Genomic DNA, 18,858 nt, shown 5'->3' on the forward strand with positions numbered 1-18,858 from the left:
GGCATAAAACGACATAGAAAAAAGAGGATACCTCACCCATCGTAAGATACCCTCTCTTTCAGCTGCTCAAACCATTCTCTCTCTAATTGTAAATATCCCATCTCACTCTTCTCAGCGCTCTTCAATTCTTTATCAGCTTTCCTCATATAAGTGCGAGATGCTTCCATATCGCCCTCTAAATATTTAATAATTCCTTGTGTACGGTAATATCCGTTTAAATCCATCTTGGTGATAGCTTTTGCATGTTCCTTTGCTTCTTGCAAAGAAAGACTATCCATCTCATAAAGGGCTTTATATAAAAGGTACCAACTATGAAAACTACTAACGAAATATTTATTTTCCTTCGTTACAGGTAGTTGAACAACTGTTTCTATATATGGTATTGCTCTTTCCATTCCTTCTTGATCGGCTCTAGCATTAAAAACAAGCATAAGTCCACTCATTATATCTCTTATACTTTTATCCCCTTTTAATTTTTCCTCACTAAGTTCTATTAATCTCTTATCCCAATCTTTCGGCCTCTTATAACTAAATAACTCACTTGATACTTGAATATTATATAAATGCTGCTTCGCCTTTTCATCATCTTTAATTAAAATGAGAAATTGCATACCATCACTCAAAAACGTTCCTTTTATCGGTACGATTGTAGCTGCAAAAATTGTAAAGTGTAACACAGCAAAGTATAAAAGGTATTGATAATAACTCACCATATATATGTAACCAAAAGTAATACCAAATAGTAAACTTGTCATTGGTCCACCTAAAGTCATCCACGCCCATTTTTTTGAAAGGTTCGGTGTCTCTATAGAGGGTGGCACTAACATTACGACGCCTCCAAAGTACATCCACAATTTATTTTCTCGAATGCGTACTTTCCTCTTCTCTTTTTGAAAAGTAATCGGCCCTACTGTCATAAATTTAAAATTCAAACCACCTATTAAACCAACTACTACATGTCCCAACTCATGAATAGCTAGCACTAATAAAAAGATTCCAAATAATGCCCATACATCCAACATTATTTCTAATTTCTCCGTTCGAATTACTCCGTATAAAATGGACAGAATTAGCGCCACTGTCAGTGAACCAGCTGGCCTTCTTAAAATATCCACCTTTTTCTCCCCTTAATAAATCATTTTTCTATGCATTTCGTACATGAATTTTCCGATATGTAATATCCAAATAAGTGAGATTAAGCCAATTAATACAAAATCTATATCACTAGCCGCTGTATATATAACGGCAGCCCACCATACATATGCCAATATTGTATTCGTAAATTCATACGCTTTATATCCAGCCTCATGCACAATGTGCTTTAATCCTTCATCTGCGTTTTTTGTCCACATTTTCATAGATTCCATATACGTTACACCTTGTTCAGGATATAGCTTGTTATAACGATTTTTTGTTATGAGTCCGATAATTACTACAGTAGTTAAACAAGCGATAGAAGCCACTAAATTCCACACCGCAAATGAAACATTTGTATCCTGCAACAGTGCACGTCTACATGTAATAACTGCATATACAAACCATGCCTGCGTAACTATATCACCTACACGTAAATATATACTTATAATGCCTAATTTTCTACCTTGTACGCTCTCTTCTTCATCGCGTGCCTCTGCTAACATACGTGTATTCTTCCATGTGTAGTACATCATTAAGATTCCAAAAATTGTACATACACCTATAAATGTATTAGATGATAATTTTCTTGGTCCATCCGAGAGTAAATTTAAAGCTATATAAGATGTTAAAAAGCCACCCATCATACTTAATGCTATTTTCCCCACAGAATCAAATTGTTTTTTTCGCTTACTCTTCACCATCTTCTTCCCCCTCCACTAACTCAAATATTTCCTCCACCGGTACGTTGAAAATTTTTGCGATTTTTAACGACAATACAATAGATGGCGCATAATCCCCGCGCTCAATTAAACTAATCGTTTGCCGTGATGATCCAATCGCTTTCCCTAAATCCCCTTGTGATAAACGATGCTTTGCTCGCAATTCTCTCACTCGATTTTGCAGCTTCATACCTTACCTCTTTTTCATTTATTTAATTAAAATTGTAAATAATATCCTTATTCTTGTCAATTATAATTGTCATTTTGACGTTAATAATTGACAAGATAATCTATGAAGTTTTAAACAGGTAAACAAAAACTTATTAAAATAGATTGGAAAATAAAAAAGGCAGTGCATTTGCACTGCCTTCCTAAATTTTGACATAGAATGGATTCCATATTAACTTGCGTTTTGTAATAATGCTCGTTTTAACTGTTTGCGGAAACGAACTCCTAACGTAATTGCTACAATCACAATCACTCCAAAAATGATTTTACCGATGTGACCTTCTAGCGCTCCAAAAATATCATGTAAGTTCCCACCTAACCAGTAACCACCAATTAAGAAGAATGATACCCAAAATAGAGCACCTGAGTATATTGTAATCGCAAAACGGCGGAACGGTAAGTTAATAATTCCTGCAAAATATCCTGTAAAATGACGTACACCAGGAATAAAGAAACCGATAAAAATTAGGAAGTATCCATACTTATCAAACCACGTTCTTGTTAAGTCGATTTTTCTTTGTGTTAAAAATACGTATTTCCCATACTTTTGAACAAAGGGCATTCCTAATTTATTTCCTAAAAAGTATTGGATTGTCATTCCTACACTTGTCCCAATAAAGGATAGGATAATTAAAATCGGTAAACTTAAATCACCTTTATGTGCTAAAAATCCCGCATATGCTAACGTTGGCTCTCCCGGAAACGGAAGTGCAATATATTCTAACAGCAAACCAACAAGTACAACATAGTACCCGTATTGCTGAAATAATTCATGAATCCATTCCATGTCATCTCTCCCTTCCATCACGTACAACTTCTTATCTATTATTGTATAAAAAAATTGTCGAAATAACTATCACAATAGCTTACATTTTTATTACATTTTTGTAAGGATCACACTAAAATTTCCTGTTCTTTATTTACTTCTATGTACGTTCATTTAAAAACAAATTAACAAATATACACCGCGAGAAACTTAGACTTAATATACATTTTTTATCCATTTTTTAACACTTAACAACCATCTTATTTTGTTCTCAATAAAAAACCACCACAAACTCATACTAACTTCATATTAGCTTCATATACGTATTGTAAGATTATATCGGAATTTGTTGAAAAATTTAACCAATATATGACTAAGCATTAAATTGAATAAATATAAGTCATTTTTCGAAATTGAAAAAAGGGTGAATACGAAATGGAAGCTTATAAAATGCACGATTTTATTAATACAAATGTTGAATCTCATCAAAATGAAACCGTTTTTAATTTACACATATGTGAAACAAATGAATTTGACGTAAGTTTAACAAAATCTACAACACTGTCTTTTATCGTTTCAAAAAAGAACATTAAAATCGTTACGAAAAAATGGATTAATTCAAATCAAGAAAGCATGATTGGCAAAAGCTACATCATTCCAACGAAAGCTTTTCACTACTTCTTACCAATTATTTCTGAAACTGAAGATGAACTAAATATTCAAGTTCAAAGTTTTGGACTACATGGTGAACTTTTACTAAATGAAAGATTACTTATTGATAAAAACAACAAACACGATGCCAAAATTACTACCTTCTTTGAAACATTAGATGAAAATGTAAATAAAGTATTAAGAGGTTTACAAATTCATTGTATGTAAGACTACTACAATAGTAAAAAGGAGAATATAATGAAAAAACTATTATTAAGCGTACTATTATCATTAGGATTTTTAACTATTCCATTCACAAATGCTGAGGCAGCTACAACGAACACTCAACTAATTGTAAACACGCAGTTAAATAAAATGGATTATTATCAAAATGGAAAGTTCATAAAAAGCTTTACTGTTGCTACTGGAAAAACAACTACTCCTACACCTAAAGGCACTTTCCAAATCGTAAATAAAATTAAAAATCGTCCTTATTATACAGGCAAAATTAAAGGCGGAGATCCACGTAATCCACTTGGTGACCGTTGGCTCGGACTAAACATGGCAGGAACTTACGGAACAACTTATGCGATTCATGGTACGAACAATAATCAGGCAATCGGCAAATGGACAACACTAGGTTGTATTCGTATGTATAACAATGATATACACTGGTTATTTGAGCGTATTCCCCAGAAGGCTACTGTCACTGTAAAATAACCTATCAACACGATTTACGTGTAGCCAAGAATTTTATGTCTTGGCTTATTTTATTTCTTCATTTACAGTAGCAAAACAACTGTATTTACATATATAATAGGAATAGATTGTGTTAAGCAACATCTAAACATTGATAAACATGGATATTAAAATTATACAGTTATAATATTTTATAAATTTTACAATACATACTATAATAGAATTACTGTAATTCTTAAATATTCAGTTTCACTAAACAACTCCCCTTGCTACTTTCATGATTATTTTATGGCGGGGGCTTATTATATGTATAAACAATCTGAGTCATCAAAAAAATGATGAATTCGAATATTGCAGTAAAAAGCGTTATTTAGGAGGTGTTACTATGACGCATATACTGGTGATTGAAGACAACCCAGATATACAAGAACTAATTCGTGAATTTCTAATGGCACAAAATTTTACCGTTGATGTTGTTGGCGCTGGAACAGAAGGCATTCTTCTCTTCCAAAAAAATTCATACGACCTTGTCCTCCTTGATGTGATGTTACCAGATATAGATGGCTATAGTATTTGTAAAATTATGCGAGGACAATCCGATGTACCAATCATTATGTTAACAGGCTTACAAAATGAAGAAAGTGAAATTAAAGGATTTGAATTAGGTATTGATGACTATATTACGAAACCGTTCCATTACACCGTATTTATTAAACGTGTAGAAGCTGTATTAAGAAGGGCAGCAACGAAGGAAGCCGAAGCTGCAACGATACTACAATTCCATGAATTGATGTTAAATTCTACAGCATATGCCGCTTATGTTCATGGTAATCAAATTGAATTAACAACAAAAGAATTTGAAATTATTTATACTTTACTGCAAAATCGGGGAAAAGTATTATCAAGAAGTGATTTGTTGAATAAGGTATGGGGCTATGAACATTATGGTGATGTAAGAGTTATAGATACACATATTAAGAACTTACGAAAAAAATTAGGAATTCCTTATATTAAAACGGTGAAAGGCATTGGCTACAAAATCGAATCGTAGCAAAGACAACATCACCAAAAATATTTTCATCAAAACCTTATTATTTTGTATTCTTTTATCACTTTGCCTTTATCAAATTATTTACTTCTTAGCTTCAAACTATGATAAAGAACGTTTTGCAAAAGAAAATGGAGCGCTATCTACAGAACAAGCGGATTCAAATAAACAAAACGACCAAAGTAAAACGAATCAAAATAAAGCTGGATCACAGGGAGACATTTTTAATTTCCAATCTTCGGTTATAGATTATAAATCACTCTCTACAGCTATCAATCACCTTTTGCAGCCTAGCCAAACTGCAAAAGCAAAAGAACATACTCAAAATATTTCGGGGAAAAATAGCGCTTCTGCTCCACTTACAGAAACGGAAAAGCAAGTCGCTACTAATGATGCCTTACATAAACAAAATGCAGCAAGTAAAACAAATGATGCACAAGATAATCCAAAATTAACAGATGTACTGCAGCAATTAGCTCCACATATTGGCGCGACAATGCTTGCATTATCTCTGCTCGGCTCTTTAATTTATGCAAAACTAATTGCTAAACCTTTCCAATATATGAGTGATGCTTTAAAGGATATTATGAATCTTGATTTCTCAGATAAAAAGCTACTTAACAAAAATACAGATCAAACAGATTTTAATTTACAAGTAGCTGCTTCACAAGTACCAAATATAGTGAAGAATTTACATGCGAGCAATCAAGATTTAAGAAATGAACTCAAAAAGGAACAACAATTAGAACAATCTCGTAAAGAATTTATGTCTATGGTTTCCCATGAATTAAAAACACCAATCGCAGCCGTTATGGGGCAACTAGATGGCATGATTCACGGAATTGGAGCTTATAAAGATAGAGATAAATATTTAAAACGTTCCTATGAAATGATGCAAGATATTAACATATTAACGGAAAAAATGTCGGAATTATCCAAAATACAAAATCCTCAATTTAAACCAGATTTAAAAGTTATCTCATTAACTAATATTATTGAGGATGTTATGAAGAAAGTAGATTATTTCGTATCTGTAAAGCAATTAAATGTTCAATCTAACATTAAACAAGATGTACAAGTTTTAGCTGATCCTAAATTTATTCAAACTGCCATTTTCAACATTATTTCAAATGCAATTCATTATACAATTGACCATCAGCATGTATATATAAAGCTTTATGAAAAGCCAAACGGTTACGCATTAGAAGTATTAAATACAGGTTCACAAATAGATGAAGATAAACTTGCCCATTTATTTGAACCATTCTATCGCGCAAACCCTGACAAACATGGCTTAGTACAAGGTAGTGGTCTTGGGTTATACATTGTAAAACAAATACTAGATAAACATCAATTTCCTTATGGTATACAAAACACACCTCAAGGTGTAAAATGTTCTATTGTATTCCCAAAAGCAATGTAAAAACCTACTACAATTTCATACCCCAAATTCATACTTCGTATGAGTGGCGGAATTTTGTAGAGTATATGACTCTGTTTCGTTCGCCCGTTATCCTTATTTGGATAGCGGGCGTTTTTTATTATGTAAAAGGAGGATTTTCATGGAGAAATTTAAGTATTCATTACTCGTTTTATTCGGAGCTTGTAGCTACGGCGTACTTTCAACTATTTTTAAACTCGGATTCATTGATGGATTTTCAGCACATCAACTATTAGGAGGACAATATGTCTTCGGATGGATTGGACTTCTTCTGCTCGTTCTTTTCGTTTCACGTCATAAAGTAACAAAAAAGCAATTCTTTTCCTTGCTAACAGTTGGCACGACAATGAGTATGACCGGTATTTTCTATGCTATTTCTGTAGAAGAACTACCAGCATCTATCGCTGTCGTCCTGCTTTTCCAGTTCACATGGATTGGTGTAGTCATTGAGGCAATTGCAAACCGTACATTTCCAAGCCGTGAGAAAGTTATATCTATTATTATTTTATTTGTTGGAACATTGTTTGCAGGCGGTGTCTTTGAAGGTCTCGGACAAAACTTTTCCACGAAAGGTATTATCTTTGGCCTATTGGCCGCTGTCTCTTTTTCATTCTATGTATTTGCAAGTGGGCGCGTTGCTACAGAAGTTCCACCTTATACGAAAAGCTTCCTTATGACAACAAGCGCTACTCTTATCGTATGCTTATTCTTCCCGCCAACCTTTTTAACAGACGGTGCCTTGCAAGCCGGTCTTTGGAAATACTCTTTCTTCCTCGGATTGTTCGGCGTTGTCGTACCTGTCATTTGTTTTTCAATTGGCGTACCGAAAGTTGGAACAGGACTTGGTACAATACTAGGAGCAGCTGAATTACCAACGGCCATTATCGCTTCTATTACACTTGTACATGAAGTCGTAACCTTCATGCAGTGGATTGGAATCATCTTTATACTACTTGGGATTTTCACCCCTCAGCTCCTTACGGCTAGGAAAGAAAAGAAACATAGAAGCGTGCATAGTGCGTAACAAAAGACCTTTCATAATTTGAAAGGTCTTTTTCTCTATCTCACTTTACCGCTCCATATAACTTTTCTATCTCATGCTCAATTTGTTTCACATCAATTCGTTCAAATAGCGGCTGCACACTATCGATTCTATTCGGCAATGTATGTTGAGGTTCCCAATTTCGGTTCACAATCGATAAGGTATTTCTAACTCTTTCACTTGAAAATGGTAAAAACGGTTCAAGGAGATTTGCAAAATTAGCGATAAGATACACACAGTTATAAATCGTTTCTTCGCATGAAACTGGATCATCTTCTCGTTGTTTCCAAGGCTGCCTCTCATCAAAGTATTTATTTGCAAAACGCACTGCCTCAAATATTGTTTCTAGCGCCACCTTAAATGTAGTTTGCTCAATCGCCTCTCCTACACTTTTATATAATCCTTCCACTTTATCTTTCAGCTCTACATCAATACTCCCTTTCGGTACAGTACCACCATAATATTTTTCAACAAACTTTAATGTCCGATTCACAAAGTTTCCGTATGCACCTAACAATTCACTATTATGACTGTAAATGAATTCACGCCAAGAAAAATCAGTATCACGATTTTCTGGTGCGTTCACTGTTAAAAAGTAACGAATAGAATCTGAGTTGTAGCGTTCTAATATGTCAGGCACCCATACTGCCCAGTTTTTACTTGTAGATAATTTTCTTTTTTCAACTGTTAAATATTCATTCGAAACGATATGATGTGGTATTGCTCCTTCTCCTATTCCAAGCAATACCGCTGGCCAAATGATAGAATGAAACGGAATATTATCCTTTCCGTGTACATAATATGTTTTCGCCTCCCTATCCCAAAACTCTTGATCATCTTTCCCTGTTTCTTCAGCCCAATGTTTACTCGCCGAATAATATCCTGTCACTGCTTCAATCCATACGTAAATTTTCTTATCTTCATACCCTTCTACTGGAATTGGTACCCCGATTGGTAAATCACGTGACACAGCTCTATCTAGTAATCCTTCCTTTACATATCTCTCTGTTAGTTGAATCGCATTGTCGCGCCATGTTCCTGTTTGTTTTGCTGTTTCTACAGCCTTTTTAATTTGCTCCTGAAATGTATGCAATGCGAAATAGAAATGCTCTGTTTCCTGTACGGATGGCGTACTACCACATAACTTACATTTCTTTTCTAACAAATCAAGTGGATCTAAAATAGCTGAACACGCATCGCATTGATCTCCTCTTGCTGCTTCATGGCAATGTGGACAAATGCCTTCTACATAACGATCAGGTAAAAACTGCGTACACGTTTCACAATACGCTTGTTCTACTGTTTTCTTATAAATATAGCCTTCCTCCAATAAATGTAAAAAGACTTTTTGAACCGTTTTATGATGGTGCTCACTATCTGTACGTGTATAACAATCATAAGTAAAACCAAGGCTACGAAAACATCGCTCAAATTCTTCATGATACTTATCAGTAATTATCTTAGCCGTCACACCTTCTTGTTTTGCTCTAATTGCAATCGGTGTTCCATTACAATCACTTCCCGATACATACAACACATTCTCACCTTTTGCTCGGTAATAACGTGCTAAAATATCTCCAGGTAACAAACTCGCAATATGTCCAAGATGTAACGAACCATTTGCATATGGCCAAGCGCCTCCAATAAAAATACTCATCTTACATCCCTCCTTTTAAATATAAAAAAGCCCCACCCTTATCTAAAAAAGATAAGGGCGGGGCTGTATAAACAGTCGCGGTACCACCTTATTTCGCCAATTACTCACATAATTAGCCTTAACAAGTACGGAGCTATATGCTCTTATACTGTGGTTTTGATAACGAGTACCAACTCTCGTCGCCGCCTACTATTATCATTTGATAAGTTCGGGACGAAGCTCAAAGGCCATTGTTCAAATGAAGATTCTTGCTTCTTCTCAGCTACCGAAGCTCTCTGGAAAGAATGGTTTCATCCTACTTTTCCTTTTCAATGCTTATATATATAACACGTATTTTACGACTTAATCACAGAAAAATCAAACTTTTATTCGGAAAGAAGAGGAAATCCCATCCTCTCATAGAATAACTATACGTTCACGAAAGGAGTGATACGATTGAATCAAAAACAACTAAGCGCACGTAATGAAAAAAGCTGGAATGCAGCTGCGTATGAAGCTTGGACGAATCGCCACGGGGCGCCAGCTGATTATGCGAAAAAGCTTATGGAAGATCCCATGCGCGAAGTAGATCACTATTTACCTTACATACAATCTCCAAAAGGAAAACGTATTATTAATTTACTCGGTTCAAAAGGCAATAAAGCCGTTGCTCTCGCTCTTTTAGGAGCTCACGTAACAGTTGTTGATATTTCAGCAAGTAATGCAAAATATGCAAATGAACTTGCGGAAGCAGCAGGTGTCTCTATCCAGTATGTCGTTTCTGATGTACTACATGCGCCGCTCTCCGAATCATTTGATATCGTATTGCTGGAACTTGGTGTACTCCATTACTTTCTAGATTTAAAACCTCTCTTTCAAAAAATTGCTACCTTACTGAAAGAAAATGGAATACTTATCCTTCGCGACTATCATCCTGTTTACACGAAATTATTAGGGAGCGACCACCCATCATTTCGGGCTAATGGAAATTATTTTGATGAAGAATTAATTGAAGATGATGTTGCTTATAGCATTCTACTTACAGAAGCGCAGAAAGAATCGTTACCTAAAACAACCATCCGTCGCTGGACGCTAGGAGAAATTATTACAACACTTGCAGAAGCACATTTTAAAATTGAAAAACTAGTTGAAGAACGCGGGTCTCATCAAAGGTGGGTCTTCCCTCCTACTGCACCGGAAGGAATGGAAGAGCGTGTACCTGGTTTATATACATTAATTGCGACAGCATGCAAAAAAGGATCCCTTCACGGATAGGATCCTTTTTTGCATGCTCACGCATATAAGTTGAGGTTGGAGATTACCATAATTCTGTAGAATAGGACACAAGATATTTCAACATTTCGTCTCTGACTTACGTCGTCAAAAAGGGGTATGACCAACATAACGAAGAGTAATGTTTATAGTTGATACTGATAATCGTTATCAACTAATTAGAAGTATACATGATGTTATTTCAAATTACAATAGGATTTCTAATTTTTATTCATGAATTTTTTGATATGCAAATGTATACATTTTAAGAACATTTACTCATACTGACTTGCCATCTTCCATTATCTGCTATAATTTTCATTGAACAGATTAATAACTTCATAATAATGTTTTTATTAATTCTGTATTAACATTTATAAATCATAATAAACAGTTTTCAAAAGGTAGGGGTAACGATGAAATATGTTAGTATTCGAAAAAAACTACTCTTCACACTCTTAAGTATTTGTTCCTTATTTAGCATTGCTCTTATTGTTATTCTTTCATTCGCTATGAATCAAGCAAATGAAGTTGAAACTTTGAAAAATGATGTATCAAAAAGAGCAACAATTTTAAAGGAACGTGGCGATTGGTTCCAAGCACAAGTTGCTGGCTTACAAGAATATTTACTCTCACACGATCAAAAAGGATTGGATAAATTCAACCGAGAAGGAAAAAAACTAGCCGATACTAGAGAAAAAGTAACAAGTGATAAAAAGCTCCCTGAAGGAATGAAAGAAGCGATTTTAATGGGGGCAAAGTGGCGGAGCGTCGTAGATAATGAAGTCCTCCCTCTCGCTCGAGAAGGAAAATGGGACGAAGCATCCAAAATCGCTTTAGCTCAAACAGATTATGTAAATGACCTTTTAAGTCGTTTTACTAAATACGCAAATGAAGAAAATGATAAACGTGACGCATTAATTGCTGACGTAGAGTCTTCTTCATCTCTTATTCAATATATTATTTTCTTCTCACTCATTACATGTACAATAACGGCTATTTTATTAGCATGGTGGTTCTCTGGTAAACTCGTTAAACCGATACGACAAATTGATAAGAAATTAAAAGAATTAGCTTCTCAAGATGGCGATTTAACAGCTAGATTGCACGTAACGAGTAAAGATGAAATCGGTGATATCGCCAATTCCTTTAATCAAATGCTCGCTAACTTACAACGTATCATACAACAAGTGCAACAAACATCAACAAGTGTAAAAGAAGCGTCTGAAAATGTGTTTATTGAAACAACTGCTTCTATGGAAAATACAGCAAAAACCGAGGAAACTATGAATGCTCTTGAGCATAATATTCGTTCACAAGTCTCCAGCATCGAAGAAAGTTCAACTGCAATGGACGATATGGCAACGAGTGTTCAGCGTATTGCAGAATCCGCCTCTTCTGTTGCTAGCCTAGCTGTTACAACTTCAGAAAAAGCAGATAGTGGGAATAAAGTCATTGAGAAATCTATTACACAAATGCATACCATTAATGATGCTGTTAATGCTACATCACAAGTAGTAGAGCGACTCATTACGCACACCAATCATATTGATACTGCACTTCAATCTATTTCTAATATAGCGGAACAAACGAATTTACTTGCTTTAAATGCTTCAATTGAAGCAGCCCGTGCTGGCGAACATGGGAAAGGTTTCGCTGTTGTTGCCGATGAAGTGCGAAAACTTGCTGAACAATCTCAATTAGCAGCAACTGATATTAACCATTTACTTCATCAAATTCAAGCAGATACAAAAATAGCAAATGAAATGATGGAGCAAGGTCAATCAGAGGCGTCTGAAGGAATTACAGTCATTCGTACCGCTGGATCTTCATTCTCAGAAATTGTTAACCACATTAACAAAGTCTCTACACAAATACAAGAAATGTCTGCAACTGCTGAAGAAATGGCCGCAAGTTCTGAAGAAATGAATGCAGCTTTAAATAACATTGCTTCTATTTCAAATGAAGTTGCCGCCGAAACATCACAAACAGCAACTTCAGCTGGTGACCAAGTAAACAAAATGAGTGTCGTCGCTAAAAAGGCATCTGAAATGAAATCGACTGTACAAGAACTTGAAGTTCTCGTTTCTCATTTCAAAACAAATGCTTAAAGTGAAAAAAGAGAGATTTACAATCTCTCTTTTTTCACTTTAAAATATCTCTTTCTATCTCTCATTCCGTCTGCTATAATTCCTAAAGGAAAGAAGAAAGCTTTATTCCAGACGGAGTAAAGCTTTCTTTCAATTTTTTACATTAATTAATTCTAATACTATGATTTCACAAAGGAGGCTTTTTATTATATGAATTTTATTAGCATTCGAAAAAAACTAATGTTCATGATGGGAACGATTTGCGTTTTATTTGGTATCGCCTTAGCTTTTATTTTATTTTTTGCTATTGACCAATCTCGTCAAGCTGAAGCATTACAAAAAGAAATTTCCCCTTTGGCAACACAATTGAAAGAACGCGGGGATGCTTATCAAGTACAGCTCTCTGCTTTAAGAGGTTATTTATTACAACATGATCAAGTCGAATTAGACAAATTTAACTCCATGAGTAAACTTCTTGAAGATAAGAAAGAGCAACTTCTTTCAAATCCTAACCTTTCTCAATCTGTGAAAAACACAATGGAATCAGGATCGGCTTGGAGAAAATTTATTGAAGAAAAAGTTTTCACCCTTGCAAAAGAACAAAAATGGGAAGAGGCTTTACAAGTAGCTTATGCAGAAAATGGTACTGTTTATAAAGTAATTGGTGACTTCACAAATTATAGTAATGAACAAGCTAAGCTACGTGATCAATCTATCGCAAAAATTGATCAATCTTCACTACAAATTGAATATGTGATCTTCCTATCACTTGTTATTTGTATTATCGTAGCTATCACTCTTGCATGGTGGTTCTCTGGTAAACTTGTAAAACCAATTCAACAAATTGATAGTAAACTAAAAGAATTATCATCTCATGAAGGTGACTTAACAGCCCGCCTACAAGTAAATAGTAATGATGAAATTGGTACGATCGCAACATCATTTAATAAAATGTTAGAAAACCTACAACATATCATCAATCGTGTTCAAAAAACATCTGTGGAAGTACAAAACGCTTCTGAAAATATGTTAGAAAAGACGAATGTATCACGTGAGGCAACAATAAAAGTTCAAAGCTCGATGTCTAGCTTAAATGCAAGTATTCAATCGCAATCTGCTAGCATGGAAGAAAGCTCAACTGCAATGGACGATATGACAGTAAGTGTTCAGCGCATTGCTGAATCTGCTTCATCTGTAACTGAACTTGCTGTAGCTACATCTGAACAAGCTAACGATGGAAGTACCGTTATTCAAAAATCTGTTTCACAAATGACAACGATACACGAAGCGGTAAATGCTACGTCAGAAGTAGTCGAACGTCTAATCACTCATACAAAATATATTGATACAGCAGTACAATCTATTTCTAATATTGCAGAACAAACAAACTTACTTGCTTTAAACGCCTCTATCGAAGCAGCTCGTGCTGGCGAACAAGGAAAAGGCTTCGCTGTCGTAGCTGACGAAGTTCGAAAACTTGCTGAACAATCAAAAACAGCGGCAACAGATATTAACCAGCTACTACATCAAATTCAACAAGACACTGAAACTGCTAACTCTATGATGTCACAAGGCCGTTCGGAAGCATCTGAAGGCATCCATGTTATTCGTGAAGCTGGCAATTCTTTCACAACAATTGTAGAACAAGTAAATAAAGTATCTACTCAAATGCAAGATATCTCAGCAACTGCTGAAGAAATGGCTGCAAGTGCTGAAGAAATGAACGCTTCACTGAATAACATCGCTTCTATTTCGACTGAAGTATCTAGTGAAACAGCGGCAACAGCACAATCTGCTGAGAAAAAAGTCATTACGATGAATGAAATGACACAAACTGCTAGACAAATGAAACAAACAGTTGAAGAATTAGATCAACTTGTGTCTCATTTTAAAACTGAATAGACATTCCAAAAATATTCCTCTTCCAAGAGGGATATTTTTTTTGAGCTCATTTCCTGCACTTTATACATATATCCGTTATAATGAGAATCGATATCATTAATATGTAGGGGGTGCTACACATGTCACAACAAGCATTTGAAGAAAAGTTATATGCAAACTTAGAAGCTGTTATTGACCCTGAACTCGGTGTTGATATTATCAATCTTGGATTAGTTTATGACGTTACGGCAGATGAAAATAATAATGCTGTCATTACGATGACGATGACTTCTATCGGTTGTCCAATGGCTGGGCAGATTGTATCAGACGTTAAAAAAGTATTATCAACGAACGTACCTGAAGTCAATGAAATAGAAGTAAATGTCGTTTGGAATCCGCCCTGGTCTAAAGAACGTATGTCACGTATGGCAAAAATCGCATTAGGTATTCGCGACTAAATAAAGTGAAACTTTAATCAGTGGGGGTTTTGTTCATCCCCCACTGACTATCAGCCCTCACCAATCGGGCTTTTACGGGCAGCCCGACCCCCACCTAACTTCTTTGCTTCCGCTGAATTTTGAGGTGGGGGTCTTACTGCCCGGCAAATAGCGGGATAAAGAAAGACCTGACATCCTAGTCAGGTCTTTTTCTCTTATTATTTTACGCCTACTGCATCGTAAGCTTTCGTTACAGCTTGTACAGCTTTAGAATCTTTACCATATAAATCTTCAGCTGACTGAAGTGCCGCTTGACGCATCATCTTAAAGTCAGAGTTTGCAGTTAAATATTTCGTAAGAGCACGGTAATAAATTTTTTCTGTCGCTTCACGGCCTACTCCAGTTACTTTCACGTCGTAATGCTCGCCGCCTTCAGATACTAAATATGCAGCTTTATTGTTAATACTACTGTTAATATGAACGCCGCCATTATCAGCTGTTCCAGTGTAGCGTTTATTGTAGTGATCTGGGTAGCCTTCACTTGGCTTTAATGGATTTGGAATAGATGCTGGATCTTTCAGAGAGCGAAGTGCATCACCAGGTTTATCCGGTGTATAAATGTCAGCACCTAAATCCCAGCTCTTCTTCTCAACCATGACACCCATAATATCAGATAACGATTCATTTAACGCACCTGACTCATTTTTATAAACAAGATTTGCTGTATGTTCAGTTACAGCATGCGTTAATTCGTGACCGATAACATCTAGGCCGGCTGATAATGGAATAAATGTTGTACCATCACCATCACCATACATCATTTGTACACCGTTCCAAGCTGCGTTATTCCAGTTTTCACCTACGTGAACAGAGGAAATAAGTTTCGCACCTTTATCATCGAAAGAATTACGATTAAACGTCTTTTTATAATAATCGTATACTTTTCCTGCATTTACATGCGCATCAACCGCTGCTTTGTCATCAAAGAATTTACTTTTACTTTCTACTTCTAGACCTGTATATCCAAACCATTGCGAGAATAGGTTAAATAAATTTTCATCCATATTATCTGCATTAAATGTATGAACACCTTGTCCACGTTTACCGTCAAATAAATTGAACGCTCCTGTTTTCTCATCTTGCGCAATTTCAAATGATTGTCTAGCCCCTAAAACTCCGTAACCGAATCCTGTAATGTGATCTACAGCATTATATTTCTCAATTACATTTCCATTCGTTGCATCAACAAAATAATGCCAATATCCTGGAGCTGGCTTTGAGACCGATGCCTTAACAAGGTATGCCAGATAATAATTCCCATCTTTTTCATACACAAATAAATCTTTTTTCACACCATCATAATTCTTTACTTGGCCAACTTCTTTCTCAATATCTGCCTTTGCAATTGTTTCTGCTTGTTCCGCACTAATACTTGCAGATGCAGGAATATTTTTATCATCTAAATTCGGAATAACTTGTCCGAAGAATGCTTTTACATTATTCTCTTTATCTAGTGTAACAGTTTGATCTGAACCATACACAGGAATGTTATTATGTTTTTCAACTAGCTTCACGTGTGTTGTGCCAGATTCAGCGTCTTTTTCTTCCCCAACGACATTAAAGTGTTTATCAATATTTCCTGCTAATTTGAACATATCTTTCTTACTCTCTAAATATTGAAAGACCGTTTCTTTTTTACCTAGTCCTTCTGGTGCTTTCCATTCTTCACCTATGTATGCAGGTGTTTTAAACTCTTGATGATATTGAATTTTTTGTTCTTCCGCTTTCGTTGTCGTTGCTCCAAATCCCCCGGCGATAACAGTTAACGCTAATGCTGATGAAATGACTTGCTTTTTCACTATAACATTCCCCATTCCCATAAAGATTTTTGACACTTTTATACAATTCTTGTTTTTCAAGGTGATACCTTTACTGGAAATTTGAGAAAGTTTTTTCTGACAATTCCACTCAAAAAAAGAGGACATCTATCGGATGTCCTCTTTTCTATAAACCTTTTATTGTTTTTTCAATTCAATTGCTAAATAATGAGATTGCTCTTTCGCTTCAATATGAATATCTTCTTCCACCGCTTCTGCTGCATCACGCATAACAAGATTTTCACCATTGATTACACTACTTCCTTCAATTTGTACAAGGTACAATTGACGGCCTTCTTTCACAGGAAAACGAATTTCTTTTCCAGCATCTAACGATAAAGAATATAAATTCGCATCTTGGTGAATTCGAATTGGTGCCTCTCCTTCTAATGGAGATACCATATGAAACCATTCGTTTTCACGTTTGCTCCAATCAAATTTAAACTCACCATAGTTTGGTTTATGATCCGCACGGTCTGGTAAAATCCAAATTTGTAGTAAACGTAATGTTTCATTTCCTAAATTATGCTCACTATGAAATACCCCTGTGCCAGCACTCATATATTGAACATGCCCCCGCTCAATTGTTCCACGATTTCCCATGCTATCCTCATGTGTTAAAGCACCATCTACAACGTACGAAATGATTTCCATATCTCGGTGCGGATGCATATCAAAACCAGTTTGTGCCGCTACTAGGTCATCATTAATTACACGTAATGCACCGAAGTTCATGTTATTAGGATTATAATAATTCGCAAATGAAAAATGAAAATGTGTATTTAGCCAACCGTGATTTGCTCTTCCCATATTTTTATGATCAACTTTTCTAAACATACCCTTCACCTCATATTATCTCGAATTCAAGATTTATTTTAAAAATTTTTCTCACTGTAATTTTTTTAGTAATTGTAATAATTGCTGCTGTTCTTCTACATTTAAATTTTGAAACTGCTCCGCTTGGAATGTTTCTTGAGGCGGGACGATTTCTTCATATAAAGCTTTTCCCTTTTCTGTTAACGAAATATATTTTGTAGTACCTTCTTGTTCACGAAGAATCCACTCCAGCTGCTCCATTTTATTTAAAAGCTGTGTGATATTTCCCTTTGTAACAAATAGCTTATTCCCAAGCTCTTGCTGCGTTAAACGACCATGCCCTCCAACTTGAGCTAGTACATCAAACTGAGCGGCAGATACATTCCATTCTTTCAAATGCTGATTCGTCTCACGAATACTTTTGTTGTAAAAACGTGATAAACGAAACCATAATAGTAATCCGAGCCTATCTTCTGTTTTCATTTCATCACCTCGCTCGTTTCATACCACTAGTTTAGAACTAAACTTCATAAAAGTCAATCACTTATTTTTAGTAAGCACCAAAGAAAGCACAGTGCCATTTCTCCACTATGCTTTACATTAACTTTCTATTTTTATATTCATCTAACTTCCTCTCCGCGAACTTCCTCGCATCTTTCTCAATCCATCTATCTTCGTACAATTCACTTCCAACATACAATATGTCTCTCTTATGTTGCATTGCATGGCGAAATTCATGCAGTAGTGTTTTGAGCACTTGCTCATACTCTTCCCACATACAAACAAAAATTAATTGTTTTTCTTTATGATAAAAACCACCTACTGGGAATAAAAATTCCTCTTCTTCTTCTCCTAATGATAGAAGGACATGATTCGCATCACACGTATCACAAAAAATAACTGGCGTTTTACATACTTCAATAAGTGAAAACAAATCGTCTCTAAGCCTTTTGACATCCCAAGGAAGCTCCGAATCCAACACATACCAATTCTCCACCTGTTGATATACATTTTGAAACTGGAGTTCCATTTCTCTTTATTCCCCTTTCCAAGCACCCTTTTTCTATATGTATGCCACAATATGGTAAATATTAAACGTATTCTTTCATCCTTGAAAA

The 18,858-nt window shown here is 35.4% G+C and carries 18 protein-coding genes and 1 other annotated feature; of the genes, 9 read left to right on the plus strand and 9 right to left on the minus strand.

Annotated features, from left to right (window positions below):
- Positions 1–32: 32 nt before the first annotated feature.
- The 4 genes from AAG068_RS25230 to AAG068_RS25245 all read right to left on the minus strand — a co-directional run bounded on the left by AAG068_RS25230 (position 33) and on the right by AAG068_RS25245 (position 2,871).
- On the minus strand, positions 33–1,115 hold the full coding sequence (locus AAG068_RS25230; RefSeq protein WP_342716236.1) for a site-2 protease family protein: 1,083 nt from the start codon (positions 1,113–1,115) through the stop codon (positions 33–35).
- 12 nt (positions 1,116–1,127) lie between these two features.
- The gene (locus tag AAG068_RS25235) at positions 1,128–1,838 is read right to left on the minus strand and encodes a DUF3169 family protein (protein ID WP_342716237.1); all 711 of its coding nucleotides are present in this window, start codon (positions 1,836–1,838) and stop codon (positions 1,128–1,130) included.
- Positions 1,825–2,046 (minus strand): helix-turn-helix transcriptional regulator, encoded by a 222-nt coding sequence (locus tag AAG068_RS25240; RefSeq protein WP_342716238.1) that lies wholly within the window; start codon positions 2,044–2,046, stop codon positions 1,825–1,827. Before AAG068_RS25240 ends, AAG068_RS25235 begins: the two co-directional genes overlap by 14 nt.
- A gap of 210 nt (positions 2,047–2,256) precedes the next feature.
- Positions 2,257–2,871 carry a DedA family protein gene (locus AAG068_RS25245; protein ID WP_098671111.1) on the minus strand — a complete coding sequence of 205 codons (615 nt, stop codon included), beginning with the start codon at positions 2,869–2,871 and terminating at the stop codon, positions 2,257–2,259.
- 414 nt (positions 2,872–3,285) lie between these two features.
- On the opposite strand from AAG068_RS25245, the gene AAG068_RS25250 reads away from it, so the two are divergent.
- The 5 genes from AAG068_RS25250 to AAG068_RS25270 all read left to right on the plus strand — a co-directional run bounded on the left by AAG068_RS25250 (position 3,286) and on the right by AAG068_RS25270 (position 7,713).
- Positions 3,286–3,729 carry a DUF3978 domain-containing protein gene (locus AAG068_RS25250; protein ID WP_342716239.1) on the plus strand — a complete coding sequence of 148 codons (444 nt, stop codon included), beginning with the start codon at positions 3,286–3,288 and terminating at the stop codon, positions 3,727–3,729.
- Between the two features lie 30 nt (positions 3,730–3,759).
- Positions 3,760–4,221 (plus strand): L,D-transpeptidase, encoded by a 462-nt coding sequence (locus AAG068_RS25255; protein WP_342716240.1) that lies wholly within the window; start codon positions 3,760–3,762, stop codon positions 4,219–4,221.
- 364 nt (positions 4,222–4,585) lie between these two features.
- The gene (locus AAG068_RS25260; protein ID WP_048528250.1) at positions 4,586–5,251 is read left to right on the plus strand and encodes a response regulator transcription factor; all 666 of its coding nucleotides are present in this window, start codon (positions 4,586–4,588) and stop codon (positions 5,249–5,251) included.
- Positions 5,229–6,671 (plus strand): sensor histidine kinase, encoded by a 1,443-nt coding sequence (locus tag AAG068_RS25265; RefSeq protein WP_342716241.1) that lies wholly within the window; start codon positions 5,229–5,231, stop codon positions 6,669–6,671. The genes AAG068_RS25260 and AAG068_RS25265 overlap by 23 nt, the downstream gene beginning before the upstream one ends.
- A gap of 139 nt (positions 6,672–6,810) precedes the next feature.
- Complete coding sequence (locus tag AAG068_RS25270; protein WP_342716242.1) at positions 6,811–7,713, plus strand: EamA family transporter; 903 nt, start codon at positions 6,811–6,813, stop codon at positions 7,711–7,713.
- 40 nt (positions 7,714–7,753) lie between these two features.
- Here AAG068_RS25270 and metG read toward each other — a convergent pair whose 3' ends face one another.
- Complete coding sequence (metG, locus tag AAG068_RS25275; RefSeq protein WP_342716243.1) at positions 7,754–9,388, minus strand: methionine--tRNA ligase; 1,635 nt, start codon at positions 9,386–9,388, stop codon at positions 7,754–7,756.
- A gap of 50 nt (positions 9,389–9,438) precedes the next feature.
- Positions 9,439–9,709: a binding site (T-box leader), on the minus strand.
- A 114-nt stretch (positions 9,710–9,823) separates the two neighbouring features.
- Here metG and AAG068_RS25280 point away from each other — a divergent pair.
- The 4 genes from AAG068_RS25280 to AAG068_RS25295 all read left to right on the plus strand — a co-directional run bounded on the left by AAG068_RS25280 (position 9,824) and on the right by AAG068_RS25295 (position 15,068).
- Positions 9,824–10,642, plus strand: coding sequence for a class I SAM-dependent methyltransferase (locus tag AAG068_RS25280; protein ID WP_342716244.1), 819 nt, complete (start codon positions 9,824–9,826; stop codon positions 10,640–10,642).
- Positions 10,643–11,055: 413 nt separating this feature from the next.
- A complete protein-coding gene (locus tag AAG068_RS25285; RefSeq protein ID WP_342716245.1) occupies positions 11,056–12,750 on the plus strand; it encodes a methyl-accepting chemotaxis protein in 1,695 nt (564 codons plus the stop codon).
- A gap of 189 nt (positions 12,751–12,939) precedes the next feature.
- Complete coding sequence (locus AAG068_RS25290; protein ID WP_342716246.1) at positions 12,940–14,631, plus strand: methyl-accepting chemotaxis protein; 1,692 nt, start codon at positions 12,940–12,942, stop codon at positions 14,629–14,631.
- A 119-nt stretch (positions 14,632–14,750) separates the two neighbouring features.
- A complete protein-coding gene (locus AAG068_RS25295) occupies positions 14,751–15,068 on the plus strand; it encodes a metal-sulfur cluster assembly factor (protein ID WP_000082521.1) in 318 nt (105 codons plus the stop codon).
- A gap of 197 nt (positions 15,069–15,265) precedes the next feature.
- Here the strand turns inward: AAG068_RS25295 and nprB are convergent, their stop codons facing one another.
- From nprB to AAG068_RS25315, 4 genes are all read right to left on the minus strand, one after another.
- Entirely contained in the window at positions 15,266–16,906 is a 1,641-nt protein-coding gene (gene nprB, locus AAG068_RS25300) for a neutral protease NprB (RefSeq protein WP_342716247.1), read from the minus strand.
- A 156-nt stretch (positions 16,907–17,062) separates the two neighbouring features.
- The gene (locus tag AAG068_RS25305) at positions 17,063–17,761 is read right to left on the minus strand and encodes a pirin family protein (RefSeq protein ID WP_342716248.1); all 699 of its coding nucleotides are present in this window, start codon (positions 17,759–17,761) and stop codon (positions 17,063–17,065) included.
- 51 nt (positions 17,762–17,812) lie between these two features.
- Positions 17,813–18,223, minus strand: a complete 411-nt coding sequence (locus AAG068_RS25310; RefSeq protein WP_342716249.1) for a MarR family winged helix-turn-helix transcriptional regulator — start codon at positions 18,221–18,223, stop codon at positions 17,813–17,815.
- A 112-nt stretch (positions 18,224–18,335) separates the two neighbouring features.
- A complete protein-coding gene (locus AAG068_RS25315; RefSeq protein ID WP_098671174.1) occupies positions 18,336–18,770 on the minus strand; it encodes a DUF3920 family protein in 435 nt (144 codons plus the stop codon).
- Positions 18,771–18,858: the final 88 nt, after the last annotated feature.

Origin of the sequence: Bacillus paramycoides, from assembly GCF_038971285.1 — a bacterium.
GTDB lineage: Bacteria > Bacillota > Bacilli > Bacillales > Bacillaceae_G > Bacillus_A.